The following is a 16,500-nucleotide window of genomic DNA, read 5'->3' on the forward strand; positions in this document are numbered from 1 at the left end:
GCGCCGCCGCTGCCCACCGTCAACGTGCCGCAGCCGCAGCAGGGTGGGCCGGGCTGAATACTACAAAATTCATAGCATTTGGCGCTTGGTGGATGAGCGGTGGAGCACATTTTCACCTCGCCCTCACGCCCATGCCCACACCCCGCTCGGGTTGCAGTTGCCCAAGCGCTATCGCGCACGCCCGCTTTCACACACCCGTTCGGGCTGAGCCTGTCGAAGCCTCGCGCAGCGCTTCGACAGGCTCAGCGTGAACGGATGGAGGTCGCGGCGACTTCACCTAGTCCAGCTTCGCCCCCGACTTCTTCACCGCGTCCGCCCAGCGCGGCATCTCGCTCGCCAGGAACTTCGCAAAATCTTCCGAGCCCAGGAACGCCGGATCGGCGCCCTGGCTCACCATGCGGTTCTTCACCTCCGGCGACTGCATCACCTGCGCGAACGCATCGCTGAGCTTGGCCACCACGTCCTTGGGCGTGCCGGCCGGGGCCAGGAAGCCGTAGAAACCCACCACCTCGAAGCCCTTGATGCCGCTCTCGATCACCGTGGGCACGTCGGGCAGCGCGGGGTTGCGCTCGCGGCTGGTCACGGCCAGGGCGCGCACCTTGCCCTGCTTGTGGTACGCCGCGGCCTGCGGAATGCTCTCGGCCATGAACTGCACCTGCCCGCCCATCAGGTCGGTGAACGCCGGCGCGCTGCCCCGGTACGGGATGTGCACCATGAACAGGCCCGTGGCGGTCTTGAACATCTCGGGCACCAGGTGGCTGATGCCCCCGTTGCCGGCCGAGCCGAAGTTGACCTGGCCGGGCCGCGACTTGGCATAGGCCATGAACTCCTGCAGGCTCTTGGCGGGCACATTGGGGTTCACCAGCAAGGCCAGCGGCTGCATGGCGGTGCGCGCGATCGGCGTGAAGTCCTTGAGCGTGGCGTACGGCAGGCGGCTGTACAGGGCTGGGTTGATCACCATGACACCGGTGTTGGCCAGCATGAGCGTGTGGCCATCGGGTGCGGCCTTCATAACATCCTGCGCGCCCACCGTGCCCCCGGCGCCGGCCTTGTAGTCCACCACCACCGGCTGGCCCAGCACGGCCTGCAGCTTGTCGGTGAGCAGGCGGGCATGCTGGTCCAGCGGGCCGCCGGCCGGAAAGCCCACCACGATGCGGACGGGCTTGGTGGGAAAACCCTGGGCCGTCGCGGTCAGGGATAGGCAGGCCAGGGCTGCAGCGGCCAGGCAAGTGCGCAGTTGCATGGAAAATCTCCTTTTCTTTTGGGGGTTGGCTGTCGGATGGAAAGCCGCAGTGCGGGGCCCGGCACGGCGCAAACACCTCAGTGCCAGCGCGGGCGGCCAGACTCGGCCAGAATAACCGCACCTTCGTCTGCACCGAAAGCCCCCCAACCATGACCCTTGCCCACTGGTTCGTCTTCTGCGGCGTCTCACTGCTGATGTGCTTCACGCCTGGCCCGGCGGTGCTGCTGGCGGTCTCCAACTCCGTGGCTGTCGGGCCGCGGCGCACGGCGTTCAGCTCGTTGGGCAGCGTGCTGGGCATCTTCTCCGTTTCGGGGCTGGCCATGATCGGCATGGGCACCGTCCTTGCCGTGTCGGCCAACGCCTTCCTGGTGATGAAGGTTTTGGGGGCCACCTACCTGATCTGGCTGGGCATCAAGCGTTGGCGCAGCAAGGAAGCACTTATCGCCAGCGACGCGGGGGTCGCGCCCACGCAGCGGCGGGAACGCAAGAACTGGCAGCTGGTCGCGCAAGGGCTGGGCGTCTCGCTGACCAATCCCAAGGCCGTCCTGTTCTTCTCGGCCCTGTTCCCGCAGTTCATCGTGCCAGGCCAGCCGCTGGTCGCACAGTACCTGCTGCTGACCACGACATTCGCCGTGTTCGCCCTGGTGTCGCACGCGTTCTACGTAGGGCTGATCTCGCTGGTGAAGGCCCACGTGGTGGCACGTGCAAAACTGTTCAACCGCATCGTGGGCGGCACCTTCATGGCGCTAGGCCTGGGCCTGCTGCAGACGCGGCATAAACTGGGTTGATGGATTCAGCGCCAGCCCCCCAGCAAAATCCACTGCGTGGTGGCGCCGCCCACCACCAGCGCCGCATAGGTCAGCATCTTTCCATCGCGGCCCCACAAGAGCAGCCCCGCAGCCAGCACCACCACGCCCACGGCAAACAGGATCGCAAAGCGCCTGCCGGCCGACAACGCAGGGCGGCCCTTGGGCCCGATCCATCCGCCGGTCAGTACCAACAGCAGCGCCAGCGCTGCGGCTGGCGCCACGAAGTTCAGCAGGTGGTTCAGGATGTCCAGCGGATCCATGCAATTGACCCAAATCAAGTGTTGGGCAAGCAGAAATGCTCGCCAGAGCCAACAATTTTATAATCCGGGACCATGGCAGTCTGGGCCCTCGGGATCAACCACAACACCGCGCCGCTCGATCTGCGGGGCCGGTTTGCGTTTGCGCTCGACCAGATCGCGCCCACCCTGCACGGTTTGCGCCAGTCGCTGGGCAGCAACACCCGGCATCCCGGTGTCGAAACCGCCATCATCTCCACCTGCAACCGCACTGAAATCTACTGCGCAGGCGAGCAGCCTGCCGTAGACCACACGCTGGGCTGGCTGGCCCAGAGCGGCGGCGTCAGCCCGGCGCTGCTGGCCTCCCACTCGTACACACTGGAAGACAGCCTGGTGGCGCGCCATGCCTTCCGCGTGGCCAGCGGTCTCGATTCGATGGTGCTGGGCGAAGCCCAGATCCTGGGCCAGATGAAAGACGCCGTGCGCGCCGCGGAAACCGCTGGCGCACTGGGCACCACGCTCAACCAGCTCTTTCAGCGCAGTTTTGCGGTGGCCAAAGAGGTGCGCTCCAGCACCGAGATCGGCGCGCACAGCATCAGCATGGCAGCCGCCGCCGTGCGCCTGGCCGGCCAGCTGTTCGAAGACCTCACCGACATCAAGGTGCTGTTCGTCGGCGCGGGCGAGATGATCGAGCTGTGCACCACGCACTTCGCCGCCAAGAATCCCAAGCAGATCGCCATTGCCAACCGCACGCTGGAGCGCGGTGAAAAGCTCGCCACCCGCTTTGGCGGAGAGGTCATGCGCCTGGCCGACCTGCCCGAGCGCCTGCACGAATTCGACGCCGTCATCAGCTGCACCGCCAGCAGCCTGCCCATCATCGGCCTGGGCGCCGTGGAGCGCGCGCTCAAGAAACGCCGCCACCGCCCCATGTTCATGGTGGACCTGGCCGTGCCGCGCGACATTGAACCCGAGGTCAAGGCCCTGGGCGACGTGTACCTGTACACCGTGGACGACCTGGCCAGCGTGGTGCAGACCGCCCAGGCCAACCGCCAGGCCGCCGTGGCGCAGGCCGAGGCCATCATCGACGCGGGCGTGCAAAGCTTCATGCACTGGATGGAGCTGCGCAGCCCCGCAGGCGCTGCCGGTGGCGTGGTGCCGCTGATCCAGCAATTGAATGCCCAGACCGACGAGTGGCGAGCCCTGGAAATCGCCCGCGCCAAGAAGCTGCTGGCCAAGGGTGAGGACGTGGATGCCGTGCTCGAAGCTCTTTCGCGCGGCCTCACGCAGAAGATGCTGCACGGCACCCTGGCCGAGCTGCGCGCTGGCGATGCCGACACGCGCGCCCAGACGGCCCAGACCGTCTCGCGCCTGTTCCTGCGCTCGCAGGGCAAGACGCCCGGCCACGGGCTGTAGCGGCGCCCGCCCCGCTTTCATTTCGGGCCTTTTCGGCCTCCTGCGCTTGAAATACAAGCGCGAGCAGCTACCAAATCAGTAGCACCACCCCGTTTCTCCCCTGCACACCATGAAACCCTTTCTCCGAAGCCAGCTGGAGCGCTACGCGCAGCGCCTGGGCGAACTCGACTTCCTGCTCTCGCGCGAAGACATCATGAGCGACATGGCGCAGTACCGCCGCATCTCCGTCGAACATGCCGAGGTGACCCAGATCGCCGGCCGCTACGCCCGCTACCAGCAGCGCGAGGCCGACCTGGCCGGCGCCCGCGAGATGCTGGCCGACCCCGACATGGCCGAGATGGCGCAGGAAGAAATTACCAGCGCAGAGGCCGAGCTGCTGCAGCTGGAAGACGAGCTGCAGCGCCTGCTGCTGCCCAAGGACCCCGACGACGCGCGCAACGCTTTCGTCGAAATCCGTGCGGGCACGGGCGGCGACGAATCGGCCCTGTTCGCTGCCGACCTGACCCGCATGTACACCCGCTACGCCGCCACCCAGGGCTGGAAGGTAGAGGTGATGAGCGCCAACGAAAGCGAGCTGGGCGGCTACAAGGAAATCGTGCTGCGCGTGGAGGGAGACCATGTGTATGGCGCGCTCAAGTTCGAATCCGGCGGCCACCGCGTGCAGCGCGTGCCCGCCACCGAGACGCAGGGCCGCATCCACACCAGCGCCTGCACCGTGGCCGTGATGCCCGAGCCCGACGAGCACCAGGCCATCACCCTCAACCCGGCCGATCTGCGGATCGACACCTTCCGCGCCAGCGGCGCGGGCGGCCAGCACATCAACAAGACCGACTCGGCCGTGCGCGTGGTGCACTTGCCCACCGGCATCGTGGCCGAATGCCAGGACGGCCGCAGCCAGCACAGCAACAAGGCCAAGGCGCTGCAGGTGCTGCAGGCGCGCATTCAAGAGAAAGAGCGCAGCGAACGCGCCGCCAAAGAGGCCGCGCTGCGCAAGGGCCTGATCGGCAGCGGCGACCGCAGCGACCGCATCCGTACCTACAACTTCCCGCAGGGGCGGCTCACGGACCACCGCATCAACCTCACGCTGTACAAGCTGCTGCAGGTGATGGAAGGCGACCTGGGCGATGTGCTGCAAGCGCTGCAGCATGCGCGCGAGGCCGAACAGCTGGAAGAGCTGGAGTTGAGCGCAGTCTGACCCTTATCTGAATCAAATCGGCCTCCAGCGCTTTTCCATAAAGCGCTGCCAGCTATTAAAACCATAGTGAACACTCCCACCCTGGCCCAAGCCCTGGCGCAGGCCCACACCCTGGGCCTGGCGCGCATCGACGCCCAACTGCTGCTGCTGCACACCGTGGGCCGCGCGGGCAGCGACCGCGCCTGGCTGCTGGCGCACGACACCGATGCGCTGGCGCCCGCCGAGCACGCCCATTTCCTGGCCCTGTGCCAGCGCCGCATGGCAGGCGAGCCGGTGGCTTACCTCACCGGGCACAAGGAGTTTTACGGCCTGGTGCTGCAGGTGGACGCGCGTGTGCTGGACCCTCGCCCCGACACCGAAACCCTGGTGGACTGGGCGCTGGAAGTGATCGCCCCGCTGCCATCCCCGCGCGTGGCGGACCTGGGCACCGGCAGCGGCGCCATCGCCCTGGCGCTGCAAAACCAGCGCCGCATGGCCCAGGTCTTGGCCGTGGACGCCAGCAGCGATGCCCTGGCTGTGGCCGAAGCCAATGCCCGCCGGCTGCAGCTGCCCGTGCGCTTCGCGCTATCCAATTGGCTGGCCGCCGTGGAAGGCACTTTTGACGCCATCGTCTCCAACCCGCCCTACATTCCCAAGGCCGACCCGCACCTGGCCGCCCTCACCCACGAACCCCTGCAGGCCCTGGCCAGCGGCGCCGACGGCCTGGACGACATCCGCACCATCGTGGCGCAGGCGCCCGCCCGCTTGGCACCCGGCGGCTGGCTGCTGCTGGAGCACGGCTACGACCAGGCCGACGCCGTGCGCGCGCTGCTGTCCCAGCGCGGGTTTTCGCAGGTACAAAGCCACAATGACCTTGCGGGCATTGCACGTTGCAGCGGGGGACAGTGGAGCGCCGCCGCCCCGGCGTAGAGCTGCCCTGCAGGCACTTCCGCAGTCGCACGGCCGCGCCAGCGCGCGTGCAACGCATGAGGGGCGCCGCCTTCTTACCAGACAGTGAAATAATCCGTTCCAAGCGCACATCCACCGGGCCCGGCCGCCCGACCTTTTTCAGGAGCATCCCCATGAGCGACAACACCCAGCAACGCATCGACGCCCTCGTCAAATCCAACGACATCCTGCTGTTCATGAAGGGCAGCGCCAGCTTCCCCATGTGCGGCTTCTCGGGCCGTGCCATCCAGATCCTGAAGGCCTGCGGCGTGGACCCCAAGAGTGTGGTCACCGTCAACGTCCTGGAAGACGACGCCATCCGCCAGGGCATCAAGGAATACAGCAACTGGCCCACCATCCCGCAGCTGTACGTCAAGGGCGAATTCATTGGCGGCTCGGACATCATGATGGAGATGTACGAGTCCGGCGAGCTCAAGCAGGTGCTGGGCACCGAAGGCTGATCCGCCCCGCAACGCACCCACACGAGCCGCCTCCGGGCGGCTTTGTTGTTTTGCTTTCCTGCTTTTTTCTTGGGGTATGGCCTGCCCGCAACAGAAGCCCCAACAAAGGCACCAATCGGGGGCTTTTCCGATATTGACGCGGGCATGTTGTGTGCTTGAATGAATCCGTGACACCGTTCACAAAGGAGCATGCAATGACCCGCCAGAGCCTTGTTCCCCAGCCCCCCGCACTGCGCCTGCCGGTGGCCCAGATGCGCAGCGTGTTCCACCCCGGCGACGTCGAGCGCAAGCTCTCGCGGCTGCAGGAGTCGGGCAACCAGCGCGAATACGAAACCTTGCGCACCGTGTACGAACGCATGCTGGAACGCGGGCCGGAGCGCTTTCAGGTCAAGCCCTCGGGCGTGCCCGACATGGCCAGCCTGTATGAGCAGCTCCCCAACTTTACCGAAGTGCTGGACGACGTGAAGCGCCACGTGGCGCTGGCGCAGGACAGCAGCGACGGCCTGGAAGTCACCCCCATGCTGCTGCTGGGCCCGCCCGGCATCGGCAAGACACACTTTGCACGCCACCTGGCCGAACTGCTGGGCACGGGCATGAACCTGCTGCCCATGAGCTCCATGACCGCTGGCTGGCTGCTGTCCGGATCGTCGGCTCAATGGAAGGGCGCACGCCCGGGCAAGGTGTTCGAGGCCCTGGTGGAGGGCGAATACGCCAACCCCGTCATCGTGGTGGACGAGATCGACAAGGCCAGCAGCGATGCGCAATACGACCCGCTGGGCGCGCTTTACAGCCTGCTGGAGCACGACACCGCACAAAGCTTCACCGACGAGTTCGCCGAAGTCGCCATCGACGCGAGCCAGGTGATCTGGATCACCACCGCCAACGACACGCGCGGCATTCCCGACCCCATCCTCAACCGCATGAACGTGTTCGAGGTGGAAGCGCCCACGCTGGAGCAGGCCCGCACCATCGCCCGCAACCTGTACCAGGGCATCCGGGCGGGACACGACTGGGGCCGCCTGCTCGACCCCGAACCGCAGAGCGATGTGCTGGACCAGCTTGCACAGATGCCCCCGCGCGAGATGCGGCGGGCGCTGATGACGGGCTTTGGCAATGCGCGCCTGGACCGCCGTTCCACAGTGGAAATCACGGACCTGCCCAAGTCTGCCCAGGGGCGCAGCCGCATCGGCTTTCTGCAGTAAGAGCGGGCCGCCGTTGCGGGGCGCCGCCCCGGCGGCGGCCCGGTCGGTAAAAGTCACCTGCCCTCCAGGGGCGGCAAGCCCGCACGGGCGCGGCCACCGCGCCGCCGCCGCAGAGGCAGTGCAGCGTGCCCAGAGCCCATGGTTACCGCTGGAGCACCCAGATACACTTGTCCGACCGGTGCCACAGCGCCCGCTCTGTCGCCCTTCATGACCCTGTCCCAAAGCCTTTTCGTGATCGGGCTGCTCATTGCAGCCAGCGCTTTCTTTTCGATGGCCGAGATTTCGCTCGCGGCCGCGCGCAGGCTGCGCCTGCGGCAGATGGCCGACGAAGGCGACCCGCGTGCCGACCGCGTGCTGCGCATGCAGGAGCAGCCCGGCGACTATTTCACCGTGGTGCAGGTTGGGCAGAACGCGGTGGCCATCCTCGGCGGCATCGTGGGCGAAGGGGCCCTGAGCCCGCACTTTGGTGCGCTGTTCGCGCTGTGGTTCTCCGAACCCATCGCTGACAAGGCAGGGTTTTTCGCCTCGTTCCTGGTCATCACGTCGCTGTTCATCCTGTTCGCCGACCTGTTCCCCAAGCGGCTGAGCATGGCCAACCCTGAACGTCTGGTAGTGCGCCTGGCCGCCCCCATGGCCTGGTGCATGACGCTGCTGCAGCCGCTGGTGTGGTTCTACAGCCGCGGCGCGGACGCGCTGTTCCGCGGGCTCGGCCTGTCGTCGCTGCGGGACGACCGCATCACGTCGGACGACATCCTGGCCATGATGGAGGCCGGCGCCCGCGCCGGTGTGCTGGCGGCCCGCGAGCAGCAGGTGATCACCAACGTTTTCGAGCTGGACACGCGCACCATCTCCAGCGCCATGTCGCCCCGCGACCGCGTGGCCTTCTTCCTGCGCGACGAGCCCGATTCCGTCATCCGCCTGCGCATCGCGGCCGAGCCGTTCTCGACCTACCCGGTGTGCGAGGGCGACATCGACCACGTGGTCGGATACGTGGACGCCAAGGACCTGTTCCAGCGCGTGCTCAACAACCAGCCCATCTCGCTGGCCGACGACAGCCTGGTGCGCAAGGTGCTCATCGTGCCCGACCGGCTCACCTTGTCCGAGGTGCTGGAGCAGTTCCGGCAAGTGCACGAGGACTTTGCCGTGATCGTGAACGAGTACAGCCTGGTGGTGGGCGTGGTCACGCTCAACGATGTGATGAGCACGGTGATGGGCGACCTGGTGGGCCCGGCAGATGAAGAGCAGATCGTGCGGCGCGACGAGAACTCCTGGCTCATCGACGGGGTCACCCCCATCGAGGACGTACTGCGCGCCTTATCCCTGGACGAGCTGCCCCATGGCGAAGAATACGAAACACTGGCGGGCTTCCTGATGGTGATGCTGCGCCGCGTGCCCCGCCGCACCGACAGCGTGAGCTGGGGCGGCTACAAGTTTGAGGTGCTGGACGTGGACAGCTACCGCATCGACCAGGTGATGGTGTCGCGGCTGGGAACGCCTGCGGGAGATGGCGCCTTGCCCGCTGAAGCCAAGGGCGAGAGCTTGCCAGCCCCTGCCGCCAAATGAGAAGCAGAGAAGCATAGACGCAGGCAGGAAACAGGGGGGGCCTGCTCTGACTCGCTACGAGGAGCAACGGCCTTATGCGCTTGGTCGCCTCAAATCTGAAGTGCAACGCCCCTTCGGAATTGGGACATCGTACTGCACGCGTTCAGCACAAGCTCTAGGCAATAGCCAGCCCCATGCGCCAGAGACTGACCTGTCAGAGAGCGGAGATAGCCGAGCCTGCCCAACTGACAAAGAACACTGGCATGAAAGTGCCCTTCTGCGAGCCTTACGGTCCCTGGCTGCCGGGCTGCAACGAGAACACCATTGGGTTGCGGCGCCAGCACTTCCCCAGAGGCACTGACCTGAGCGGCTACAGCCAGCGCAGCCTGATGCGATAGCCGATGAGTTCCATGGCGTCCCATGATGACCTTGGACCACACCACTCCGCTGAAAGTCTACGCCCGGCACCTGCATCGCCCGACGCAGCAGCCTGACTCGACGCACGAACCCAAACAAATGTTGCACTTGACTTGGTCCTCCATTTTTCGCAAAGCGTGATTAGCAGCCAATTACTAGCAAACAAGAGATTGATAACGTGGCGGACGTCCCCTCCGAATGAGTGGATGCGGGCCCGAAGAGCTGCATGGATAGGTGTCGTCCCTAGCTAGGGACGTTCCTAGCTGGGAATCGCACATATAGCGCGGCAGGCCCAAAGCCGATTCAATCACGGCTGTCCCGACGGAGCCAGTGCCACAAAGCCGCAGCCCGATGGGGTCCTTGCCAGGGCAATCTGTGCAGGCGAAGGAGTCGTTCCAACCAATCACGGCCCGAAGATGGGCCAGTTTCAAGGAGTTTGTTATGGGTGCAGCAGTTGGCGTCGTGGGTTCCGCATTGATCGGCGGCGGCGGAATGGGCATGGGCGGTCTGCTCGGTGGCATCGGTTCGCAGTTTCTGAGTGGCATGGTCAGCGGCCTGCTGGGTGGCAATGACATGAGCAAGACGCTGGAAGGCTTCTCGCCAGTCAACGTCCTGAATGCGACGACCAACCTGGTCAGCACCATCATGGGCGGCGGCGCACAACAAGCGGCGCAAACACTGCAGCGCGAAGATGGCATGCCGAAGTTTCTGCAAGACGCGATCAGCCAAGCGATCGACGAGGTGATGCAGGAATACTGCAAGCCCACCGACGGTGCGGGCGAGGCAATTGCCGATGTGGCGTCGTCCGATATCCAGAAGTCGATTGACGACATTGCTCAACAGATCGTAGACAGCGTGCGCCATCAAATGGCCGAGAGCACGGGCGAAGGCGGTAGGTGCTGCGGCAAGGCCGGTGCCAAGAGCTGGCTGCAGGCGATCGCCCAAGCCATGGGCGAAGCCATGGGCGACAAAGCCGGCAAGATGGTGGAGTTGTCGGGCAAGCTCAAGGAGGCCGCTGGTGGCGACGGCGAAGATGCAGCCAAGGAAATGCAGGCCGTGAACGCCGAGTTCCAGGCCGTGAGCCAGGAGTTCAAGCTGCTGACCGATGCGTTCAACACAGCTCTAAAGTCACTAGGCGAAGGCATGAGCAGCATGGCGCGCAAACAGTAAGTTCTGTCCGACACGCGGATGGATTTCGCGATTTGCAACAAACGAAACGGACCGTTCTTCGGTCCGTTTTTTACTTCACGACCGATAGGATGTGCCGCCCTCCCGTGCCCGTCGGCAACGCCGGAACCCCAGGGCCGGTGTGCATGCTACTGAGACGCGCGTCTTTCCATCCTGGGCCGGGTGACGACGCTGCTTGCGTTTTTGATTGAATACTGACGATGAAATCCCTGAAGAACCTTTGCGCTGCTGTAGTCATCACTTTCGCAACCCTGACTCCGGCCAGCGCCTGGTGGATGAGCTCGGACACGGGAATGAGCCTATCCGTAGGCGCAGGCAGCTACTTACTGAACAACGAAATCCAACGGGCAGCGCGCGCCAGCCGCAGGGGGGCGTCGGGCGGCGTATCCACGGCGCAGTTAGCGCGGACCGGCTTTCATCGCAATGGCAGCATGGCAGCACTGAATATGTTGGTGGGCTACTACCCGCCGGCGCAGCGGCCACAAATACGCCAGGGGTTTCTCGAACTGCACCGGCAGTACCCGCAGGTGGCGCGCCAGCTGGGTGTGCCGACCAACGATGTGGCCACGGGGCTGGCATCTTTTCTGGCGGGAGCCTATATGGCCTACAACAACCAGAATGTGAGTAACAGCCATGTGAAGCCGCTGGCCAATCAGTTGCGTAGGGCGCTGGCGGCAGAGCGAGATTTCGCCCAGGTGACCGACGCGGAGAAGCAGCGCATGTATGACGCCACGGTGATGCTGGGCATGCTGATGGCAACGACGCAGGTGCAGTTGCAGCGGCAGCCTGATCCGATGCTGGAGGCGCAGATGCGGCAGCTTGGCAAGGAGATGATCGAGGGCTTCTTGAAGGTGGACGCCAGCCGCCTGCGCATCACGTCATCGGGCATGCACATCGTTTGAGATAGATGCATCGTTCATCGTTTGGGGCGAGCCTCTCGGGGGCAACACGCCCCGTGCCATCCCTCTTCACACCCCCCTCACCTCCCCTCACCCGCTGCAGGTTTATGTCGGAGAAACGCTGAGCACCGCCCGCTGGCGCTGGCGGCGGGACTGGGTGTGCCACGCCTGCCACTGGGCCTGGTCCAGGCGGTAGCGCCGGGCCTGCGTGCCGTTGTAAGTGGCCATACCTTGGCAGCCGAAGCCCAGCACTTGCAGACAGTGCGCGGCAGAGCGGTTGGTGGGTGCGCAGTGGCCCAGCACATGCGTTTGCAGCAAAGCGCCAAAGGCGTGCTGCAGCAGCCACTCCCCGCCATCAAGTGCAAGCGTACCGCCCCAGGTCTGTGCCGCCAGTCGCGCGCCGATCTCCAGGATTTTCGGATCCTCCTCCAAATGCACCAGGCTGAACCAGCCACAAAAAACCCATCGGGGTCGCACAAGCTTGGCTAACAGCACAGCGTCGATGTCGCCTTCGGCGTGTGCACGCAGTGCGTCGGCAATGGTGTCCGAGTCAGGCGGCTGGGCTCGCTCTGCACACCAGATACCAGTGCCAGGGTATTGCAGATAGAACTGTTGCATGTGCGCGATGAAGCGGTGTGCGACACGGGGCTCATCCAGCGGTGCATCGTCGGCCAGGTGCGCGCGTACGCGAGGGTCGCGGTGCATGGTGACCAGGGCCTGGGCGTCGCGGCTATGGAACTGGCGAATGCGCAAGCGTGGACCTTGATAGAGGATGACGGGTTCAGGGGACATAGGGTGTGCCGATGACGGGCGCTGCGCCGCTGTGGGTGGGTGCGGAGGCTGCCAGGAGGAGTGGCGATAGCCCGCCGCAATGGGCTTGCAGCACGCGCTGATAAGCCGCCCAAAAGGCGGTTTGCGGACCGCTCTGTTGCCAGACAGGCGCCGTGAGGAACTTGCTCGCCTCTGCACTCTGGGCGGGCCCGAGGGCGGCATATGCTGTGCCTGCGAGCCAGAGGTCTCCTTGGTGAGCGGCTTGCGGTGCGCGCCCGGTGGGCTGGGCATGGGGAGAGAGCTGCACTGGCGCAGTTGCGCCTGCGGGAGGGCCGCCTGGGTTGTTGCCGATGACCATGGCCCAAGCCCCCAGGTAGTGCCCCAGAGCCATGGCATGGGGATATGCCCCGCGCCGATCGCAGTGATGCAGGTATTCCGCAGGAGGGTGCATGCCGTCGTGGCCCTGGTGCAGCTGGTGGTGAATGAGCCGGATTTCTTGGGTGCGCTGCTGGGCACACAGGATGTGCAAGTAGCAAGCCAGGGCCTGGCCCTCAGGGTGCTGCTGGGCAAGGGCCTTGACAATGGCACAGGTCTGGCTGGTAAGCAGCCGCGTAAGGGCGGGGGCGACTCCCGGCAGGACTGCCCCTTGGGAAGCGACAGGTATGGCCACGGTCCACAGGGTGGCTTTGGCCGGGGCGTCGCTGGCGGTGGCGCAGGCCTCCAGCACCTGCCGCAGGGCTACGGGGTCGGCCCGCGTGCGCACCGGGGCGTAGGGTGGTAACAGGGCGGTGAGCATGGCCCTGACCATTGCCACAGACTGTGCCGACGCCGAGGGGCACGGCAGCATGGCTTGCAAGGCGGTGTCGAGGGCATGGGTACGGCCGTGCAAACTACCGAGCAACCGGCCGATCAAAGGAGCGCGCAGTGCGTCTGGCCAGGGATGGCTGGGCAGGACGGGGTCTGCGGTGGTGCGGTGGCTAACCAGAGCGATCAGCAGGTCGAGCCTGTCACGATCGCTGGCGCTGCGCGCCAAGTGTTCACCCCAGCGCGCCAGATCTTGCTCCTGGACGGCAATCCGGGTGAAGCGTGCCAGGTGCGCAGCATCAAGGCGCGTTGCGAGGTGCTGAAACAGTGTGTCTGTGTCGGCGTAGTCGAGCTGGTGGTACCAGGGTCGGGCCCGGCGACTGGGGGGCTGCGCCAAGCTGTGTACCCAGGCCTGCAGGTCGGCGTCCTCCAGCCGCAGCAGAGCATCCAGCAAGTGGGTGGAGGACTGGGGGGCTTCGGGGTCGTCACCGGGCCATGGCTCGTTACCGCTGAAGCCCTGGCCGCCGCCCGGGTACCCCCCCAAGGCTGCAACGCGGCCACCAGGAGCAACGGCCCGAATGGGGGCCAGTGCGGCCCATGGCTCAGACATGCCAGATGGTGACGGTGGGATAGCAGAGTGCAACGGGCCGCACGGGAGCGGCGTACCGGGGCCTCAACGCCAGGAGGCCGGAGGAATCCAGCCCTGCGCCAGCGCGCCAACCATTGCAGCCGGCGCGGATTGTTCACCGTGGCGGGGCGCAGCCATGAAGGCTTCTACCGCCTGGGTGGCCGCACGGTAGGGTTCGGGGTCCGCCTGAGACCAGCTCAGGGCCATGGCTTTCAGTGCGTGGCGGCTGCTGCGGGTCCAAGCGCCGTCGAGGGGGTCGTCGGCCACGCTGTGGAGCTTGGCGCAATAGAGGCGCCGGGCCGCTTCACTGTGCGATACCAAGCACACCAGTGCGCGTGCGGCTTGGTCAAAAGCCACGGCCCCGAGGGTGCCGCGCCCGTCGGGCTGCGCGAACCAGGCACACAGGTATTCAATGGGGCCCATGGTGCGGGTGGCGCGCACAGACCCGTCCCATTGCGCCCCCCATGCGGCGTGCCGCCCCGAAGGCAAGCGGCCGCTTTGCAGAGCAAGCACCAGGGTATCGGCGACCGCAGCCTGGGCCTGCGGGTTGCCGTGCTCGCCAATGCGGCAAAGCACCTGCAGGAAGGCGGGGTACAGCGCATCGCCGAGCGAGAGGCACAGGCGCTCCATCCATCGCACACGGTCTTCACGTGAGGGCAGATGGGCGCAGCCTTCGATGAGGACCTCTGCCGCACCGGCCCAGTCGGGCTGATCGCGCAGGGTCAGATTGGGGATGGGTTGGGCCATGGGTGCTGTCGCAAGGGTGCGGCGCGCAGGGAGCGGAGATCAACCTCGGATAAAGAGGCAGTCAATGAACCGGGATTGCAGCTGGGCCGGGGTGTCGCCGCTGAAGGGGGGGACGGACAATGTGCGGGCGACGGCGTCGCTGCCGGTATAGCCAAACAGGCGCGCGGTGTCGCCGTCGTCCAAGGCGGGCCGGAGCGCGTCAGTCCGGGGCGCTAGGCCAGCGAGGCCTGCCAGCGACGCGAGAGAGGACGAGGTCACCATGTGTGGACGCAGATGAAAGATTTGATGTCTCCATCGTAAAAACTTGCACCCTCTCGCGCTATTGGGAAGCCTCCTAGTGGAGTGGGTGCATTTGCAACAAAACGCTTCAGCATCCAAGCCTAGGCTGCGTCCGCTGGGTCTTCAGGTAGGCAGCAGGGTCTGCATCTTGTGCAGCAGCGTCGGGAAAAGGGCAGCCAGGTAGTTCAGCAGTGTCTTGGCCAAGGTGGTGAGCATGACCAACCACAGCAGGATGGCAGCCACGCTTTTGAGGGAGCTGGACAACGAGTACAGATTGAGCTGGGGCGCGAAACGATTCATGAGGCCCAGCGCCAGGTCAATGGCATACATGACTACTAGGGTGGGCGCAGCGAGCAAGAAGCTCAGGCCCGCAAACTGCGCGAAGGCGCTCTCAAACAAGGTGACACCGGCTGGGCGCGGAGCAAGGCCAGGCTGGGCCAGGGGCCACAGCACAAAACTTTCCATGAGGACGCCGATCCAGAGCATCAGGCCACCCGAGGCCATAAACAGGTACACAGCCAAGCGACCCAGAAAGGCCCCTGAAAGCGAGGTCTGACGCCCGGAGAGCGGGTCTGTGACCTGCGCCTGCGACAGTCCGATCGCGCCGTCAATGATCTCGCCGGCGGCATCGAACGCCCAGAGTACAGCGGCCAGCAGCATGCCCAGAGCCAGGCCGATGAAGGCTTCTTTGGAGAACAACCCGATCCATTGGGAAACGCTCCAGCCGGTGACGTTGACCGCAGGCTGCAGGGCCAGTGTGATGACTCCGAACGCAAGAAAAATGGCGCCCCGCACGAGCTGGGGTACGGTTTCCTGGGCCAGCAGAGGCAACAACACGAAGGCGGTAGCAAAGCGCACGCTGGCAAGCGCAGCCAGCAACGCCAGTTCGCTGACGTTGTTCACCGCGGCGAAGGTTTCCATCTGTGGGTGGCCTCAGCGTTTGACGAGGGCGGGGAAGTCGGTCATGACCCGGTCGGTGTAGCGGTACAGCGTGCCGCCCAGCAGCGATGCGGTGATGAAGATGGTGAGCACGATAGCGAAGAACTTGAGCGCGTACTGGAGGGTCTGCTCCTGAATCTGGGTGGCGGCCTGCACCAGGGCAACCAGTAGCCCGACCAGCGCGGCCACGATGACCGGTGGCGCGGACAGGAGCAACACCAGCCACAGGGCCTGGTACAGCAGTTGGATGGTCTGGCTTTCAAACATGGCGTACGGAGGGCATGGTCAGAGTGGGAGGGCGATGCACGGCGGCGAGGTCAGTGGCCGTAGGAGAGCACTAGGCCGTGGGTGAGCTTGACCCACCCATCGACCAGCACGAAAAGCAGCAGCTTGAACGGCAGCGAGATGGTGGTGGGCGAGAGCATCATCATGCCCATGGCAGTGAGGATATTGGCGATGACCAGGTCGATGATGAGAAAGGGCAGAAAGATGAGGAACCCGATCTGGAACGCTGCGGACAGCTCGCTGACGGTGAAGGCGGGCACAACCACCACAAAGTCGCGTTCGCTGATCTGGGCAGCACGTTCGGGACTGAGGGTTTTCTGGGCGGTCTTGAGGAAGAAAGCGCGCTCGTGGGCGGATGAGTGGCGAACCAGAAAGTCGCGCAGGGGCTCTTTGGCCGCATCGGCCACCGCCAGCATGCCAGAGGTGCTGCCGACGTTGGAGACGCTGCGGGCACGTTCGGCCATGTCCAACCCCACGGGCAGCATGACGTAGATGGTGAGTACCAGGGCCATGCC

Annotated in this window: 17 protein-coding genes and 1 pseudogene; 10 read left to right on the plus strand and 8 right to left on the minus strand. The window is 65.3% G+C overall.

Features of this window, described 5'->3' with window-relative positions:
- Nucleotides 1-277: 277 nt before the first annotated feature.
- A complete protein-coding gene (locus MRY84_RS16755) occupies nt 278-1,243 on the minus strand; it encodes a tripartite tricarboxylate transporter substrate binding protein (RefSeq protein WP_291506842.1) in 966 nt (321 codons plus the stop codon).
- 149 nt (nt 1,244-1,392) lie between these two features.
- Between MRY84_RS16755 and MRY84_RS16760 the strand changes: the two genes are divergently transcribed.
- Nucleotides 1,393-2,031, plus strand: coding sequence for a LysE family translocator (locus tag MRY84_RS16760; RefSeq protein ID WP_291506843.1), 639 nt, complete (start codon nt 1,393-1,395; stop codon nt 2,029-2,031).
- A gap of 5 nt (nt 2,032-2,036) precedes the next feature.
- On the opposite strand, the gene MRY84_RS16765 is transcribed toward MRY84_RS16760, so the two are convergent.
- Nucleotides 2,037-2,312: a hypothetical protein gene (locus tag MRY84_RS16765; RefSeq protein WP_291506844.1), complete on the minus strand. Its 276-nt coding sequence runs from the start codon at nt 2,310-2,312 to the stop codon at nt 2,037-2,039.
- A 72-nt stretch (nt 2,313-2,384) separates the two neighbouring features.
- Here MRY84_RS16765 and hemA point away from each other — a divergent pair, with 72 nt between their 5' ends.
- The 9 genes and pseudogenes from hemA to MRY84_RS16810 all read left to right on the plus strand — a co-directional run bounded on the left by hemA (nt 2,385) and on the right by MRY84_RS16810 (nt 11,535).
- Nucleotides 2,385-3,701 carry a glutamyl-tRNA reductase gene (hemA, locus tag MRY84_RS16770; RefSeq protein ID WP_291506845.1) on the plus strand — a complete coding sequence of 439 codons (1,317 nt, stop codon included), beginning with the start codon at nt 2,385-2,387 and terminating at the stop codon, nt 3,699-3,701.
- 109 nt (nt 3,702-3,810) lie between these two features.
- Entirely contained in the window at nt 3,811-4,896 is a 1,086-nt protein-coding gene (gene prfA, locus MRY84_RS16775; protein WP_291506846.1) for a peptide chain release factor 1, read from the plus strand.
- A gap of 66 nt (nt 4,897-4,962) precedes the next feature.
- The gene (prmC, locus tag MRY84_RS16780; protein ID WP_291506847.1) at nt 4,963-5,805 is read left to right on the plus strand and encodes a peptide chain release factor N(5)-glutamine methyltransferase; all 843 of its coding nucleotides are present in this window, start codon (nt 4,963-4,965) and stop codon (nt 5,803-5,805) included.
- A gap of 152 nt (nt 5,806-5,957) precedes the next feature.
- Nucleotides 5,958-6,284: a Grx4 family monothiol glutaredoxin gene (gene grxD / locus MRY84_RS16785; RefSeq protein ID WP_291506848.1), complete on the plus strand. Its 327-nt coding sequence runs from the start codon at nt 5,958-5,960 to the stop codon at nt 6,282-6,284.
- Between the two features lie 194 nt (nt 6,285-6,478).
- On the plus strand, nt 6,479-7,486 hold the full coding sequence (locus MRY84_RS16790) for an AAA family ATPase (protein ID WP_291506849.1): 1,008 nt from the start codon (nt 6,479-6,481) through the stop codon (nt 7,484-7,486).
- A 207-nt stretch (nt 7,487-7,693) separates the two neighbouring features.
- Nucleotides 7,694-9,049 (plus strand): hemolysin family protein, encoded by a 1,356-nt coding sequence (locus MRY84_RS16795; protein ID WP_291506850.1) that lies wholly within the window; start codon nt 7,694-7,696, stop codon nt 9,047-9,049.
- A 149-nt stretch (nt 9,050-9,198) separates the two neighbouring features.
- Nucleotides 9,199-9,586 (plus strand): annotated as a pseudogene (locus MRY84_RS16800) (hypothetical protein); the annotation flags it as partial.
- A gap of 300 nt (nt 9,587-9,886) precedes the next feature.
- A complete protein-coding gene (locus MRY84_RS16805) occupies nt 9,887-10,615 on the plus strand; it encodes a hypothetical protein (RefSeq protein ID WP_291506851.1) in 729 nt (242 codons plus the stop codon).
- Between the two features lie 218 nt (nt 10,616-10,833).
- Entirely contained in the window at nt 10,834-11,535 is a 702-nt protein-coding gene (locus MRY84_RS16810) for a DUF6683 family protein (RefSeq protein ID WP_291506852.1), read from the plus strand.
- Between the two features lie 102 nt (nt 11,536-11,637).
- On the opposite strand, the gene MRY84_RS16815 is transcribed toward MRY84_RS16810, so the two are convergent.
- The 6 genes from MRY84_RS16815 to MRY84_RS16840 all read right to left on the minus strand — a co-directional run.
- Nucleotides 11,638-12,324, minus strand: coding sequence for a GNAT family N-acetyltransferase (locus MRY84_RS16815; RefSeq protein ID WP_291506853.1), 687 nt, complete (start codon nt 12,322-12,324; stop codon nt 11,638-11,640).
- Nucleotides 12,314-13,717 (minus strand): hypothetical protein, encoded by a 1,404-nt coding sequence (locus MRY84_RS16820; protein WP_291506854.1) that lies wholly within the window; start codon nt 13,715-13,717, stop codon nt 12,314-12,316. Before MRY84_RS16820 ends, MRY84_RS16815 begins: the two co-directional genes overlap by 11 nt.
- Nucleotides 13,718-13,780: 63 nt before the next feature.
- Nucleotides 13,781-14,482, minus strand: a complete 702-nt coding sequence (locus MRY84_RS16825) for a hypothetical protein (protein WP_291506855.1) — start codon at nt 14,480-14,482, stop codon at nt 13,781-13,783.
- A gap of 402 nt (nt 14,483-14,884) precedes the next feature.
- Nucleotides 14,885-15,682 carry a type III secretion system export apparatus subunit SctT gene (gene sctT / locus MRY84_RS16830; protein ID WP_291506856.1) on the minus strand — a complete coding sequence of 266 codons (798 nt, stop codon included), beginning with the start codon at nt 15,680-15,682 and terminating at the stop codon, nt 14,885-14,887.
- A 12-nt stretch (nt 15,683-15,694) separates the two neighbouring features.
- Entirely contained in the window at nt 15,695-15,967 is a 273-nt protein-coding gene (gene sctS / locus MRY84_RS16835) for a type III secretion system export apparatus subunit SctS (RefSeq protein ID WP_142143659.1), read from the minus strand.
- A 50-nt stretch (nt 15,968-16,017) separates the two neighbouring features.
- Nucleotides 16,018-16,500: EscR/YscR/HrcR family type III secretion system export apparatus protein (locus MRY84_RS16840; protein WP_291506857.1), on the minus strand; the 483-nt coding region annotated here is incomplete at its 5' end.

Source organism: Acidovorax sp., assembly GCF_022763525.1.
Taxonomy (GTDB): Bacteria; Pseudomonadota; Gammaproteobacteria; order Burkholderiales; family Burkholderiaceae_C; genus Acidovorax.

Bases quoted from the DNA above. Each gene is read 5' to 3' on its own strand.
- MRY84_RS16760 (WP_291506843.1), top strand. From the start codon at position 1,393: ATGACCCTTGCCCACTGGTTCGTCTTCTGCGGCGTCTCACTGCTGATG.
- MRY84_RS16805 (WP_291506851.1), top strand. From the start codon at position 9,887: ATGGGTGCAGCAGTTGGCGTCGTGGGTTCCGCATTGATCGGCGGCGGC.
- sctS (WP_142143659.1), bottom strand. From the start codon at position 15,967: ATGTTTGAAAGCCAGACCATCCAACTGCTGTACCAGGCCCTGTGGCTG.
- MRY84_RS16820 (WP_291506854.1), bottom strand. From the start codon at position 13,717: ATGTCTGAGCCATGGGCCGCACTGGCCCCCATTCGGGCCGTTGCTCCT.
- MRY84_RS16825 (WP_291506855.1), bottom strand. From the start codon at position 14,482: ATGGCCCAACCCATCCCCAATCTGACCCTGCGCGATCAGCCCGACTGG.
- hemA (WP_291506845.1), top strand. From the start codon at position 2,385: ATGGCAGTCTGGGCCCTCGGGATCAACCACAACACCGCGCCGCTCGAT.
- grxD (WP_291506848.1), top strand. From the start codon at position 5,958: ATGAGCGACAACACCCAGCAACGCATCGACGCCCTCGTCAAATCCAAC.
- MRY84_RS16765 (WP_291506844.1), bottom strand. From the start codon at position 2,312: ATGGATCCGCTGGACATCCTGAACCACCTGCTGAACTTCGTGGCGCCA.
- MRY84_RS16815 (WP_291506853.1), bottom strand. From the start codon at position 12,324: ATGTCCCCTGAACCCGTCATCCTCTATCAAGGTCCACGCTTGCGCATT.
- MRY84_RS16810 (WP_291506852.1), top strand. From the start codon at position 10,834: ATGAAATCCCTGAAGAACCTTTGCGCTGCTGTAGTCATCACTTTCGCA.
- MRY84_RS16790 (WP_291506849.1), top strand. From the start codon at position 6,479: ATGACCCGCCAGAGCCTTGTTCCCCAGCCCCCCGCACTGCGCCTGCCG.
- MRY84_RS16755 (WP_291506842.1), bottom strand. From the start codon at position 1,243: ATGCAACTGCGCACTTGCCTGGCCGCTGCAGCCCTGGCCTGCCTATCC.
- MRY84_RS16795 (WP_291506850.1), top strand. From the start codon at position 7,694: ATGACCCTGTCCCAAAGCCTTTTCGTGATCGGGCTGCTCATTGCAGCC.
- sctT (WP_291506856.1), bottom strand. From the start codon at position 15,682: ATGGAAACCTTCGCCGCGGTGAACAACGTCAGCGAACTGGCGTTGCTG.
- prfA (WP_291506846.1), top strand. From the start codon at position 3,811: ATGAAACCCTTTCTCCGAAGCCAGCTGGAGCGCTACGCGCAGCGCCTG.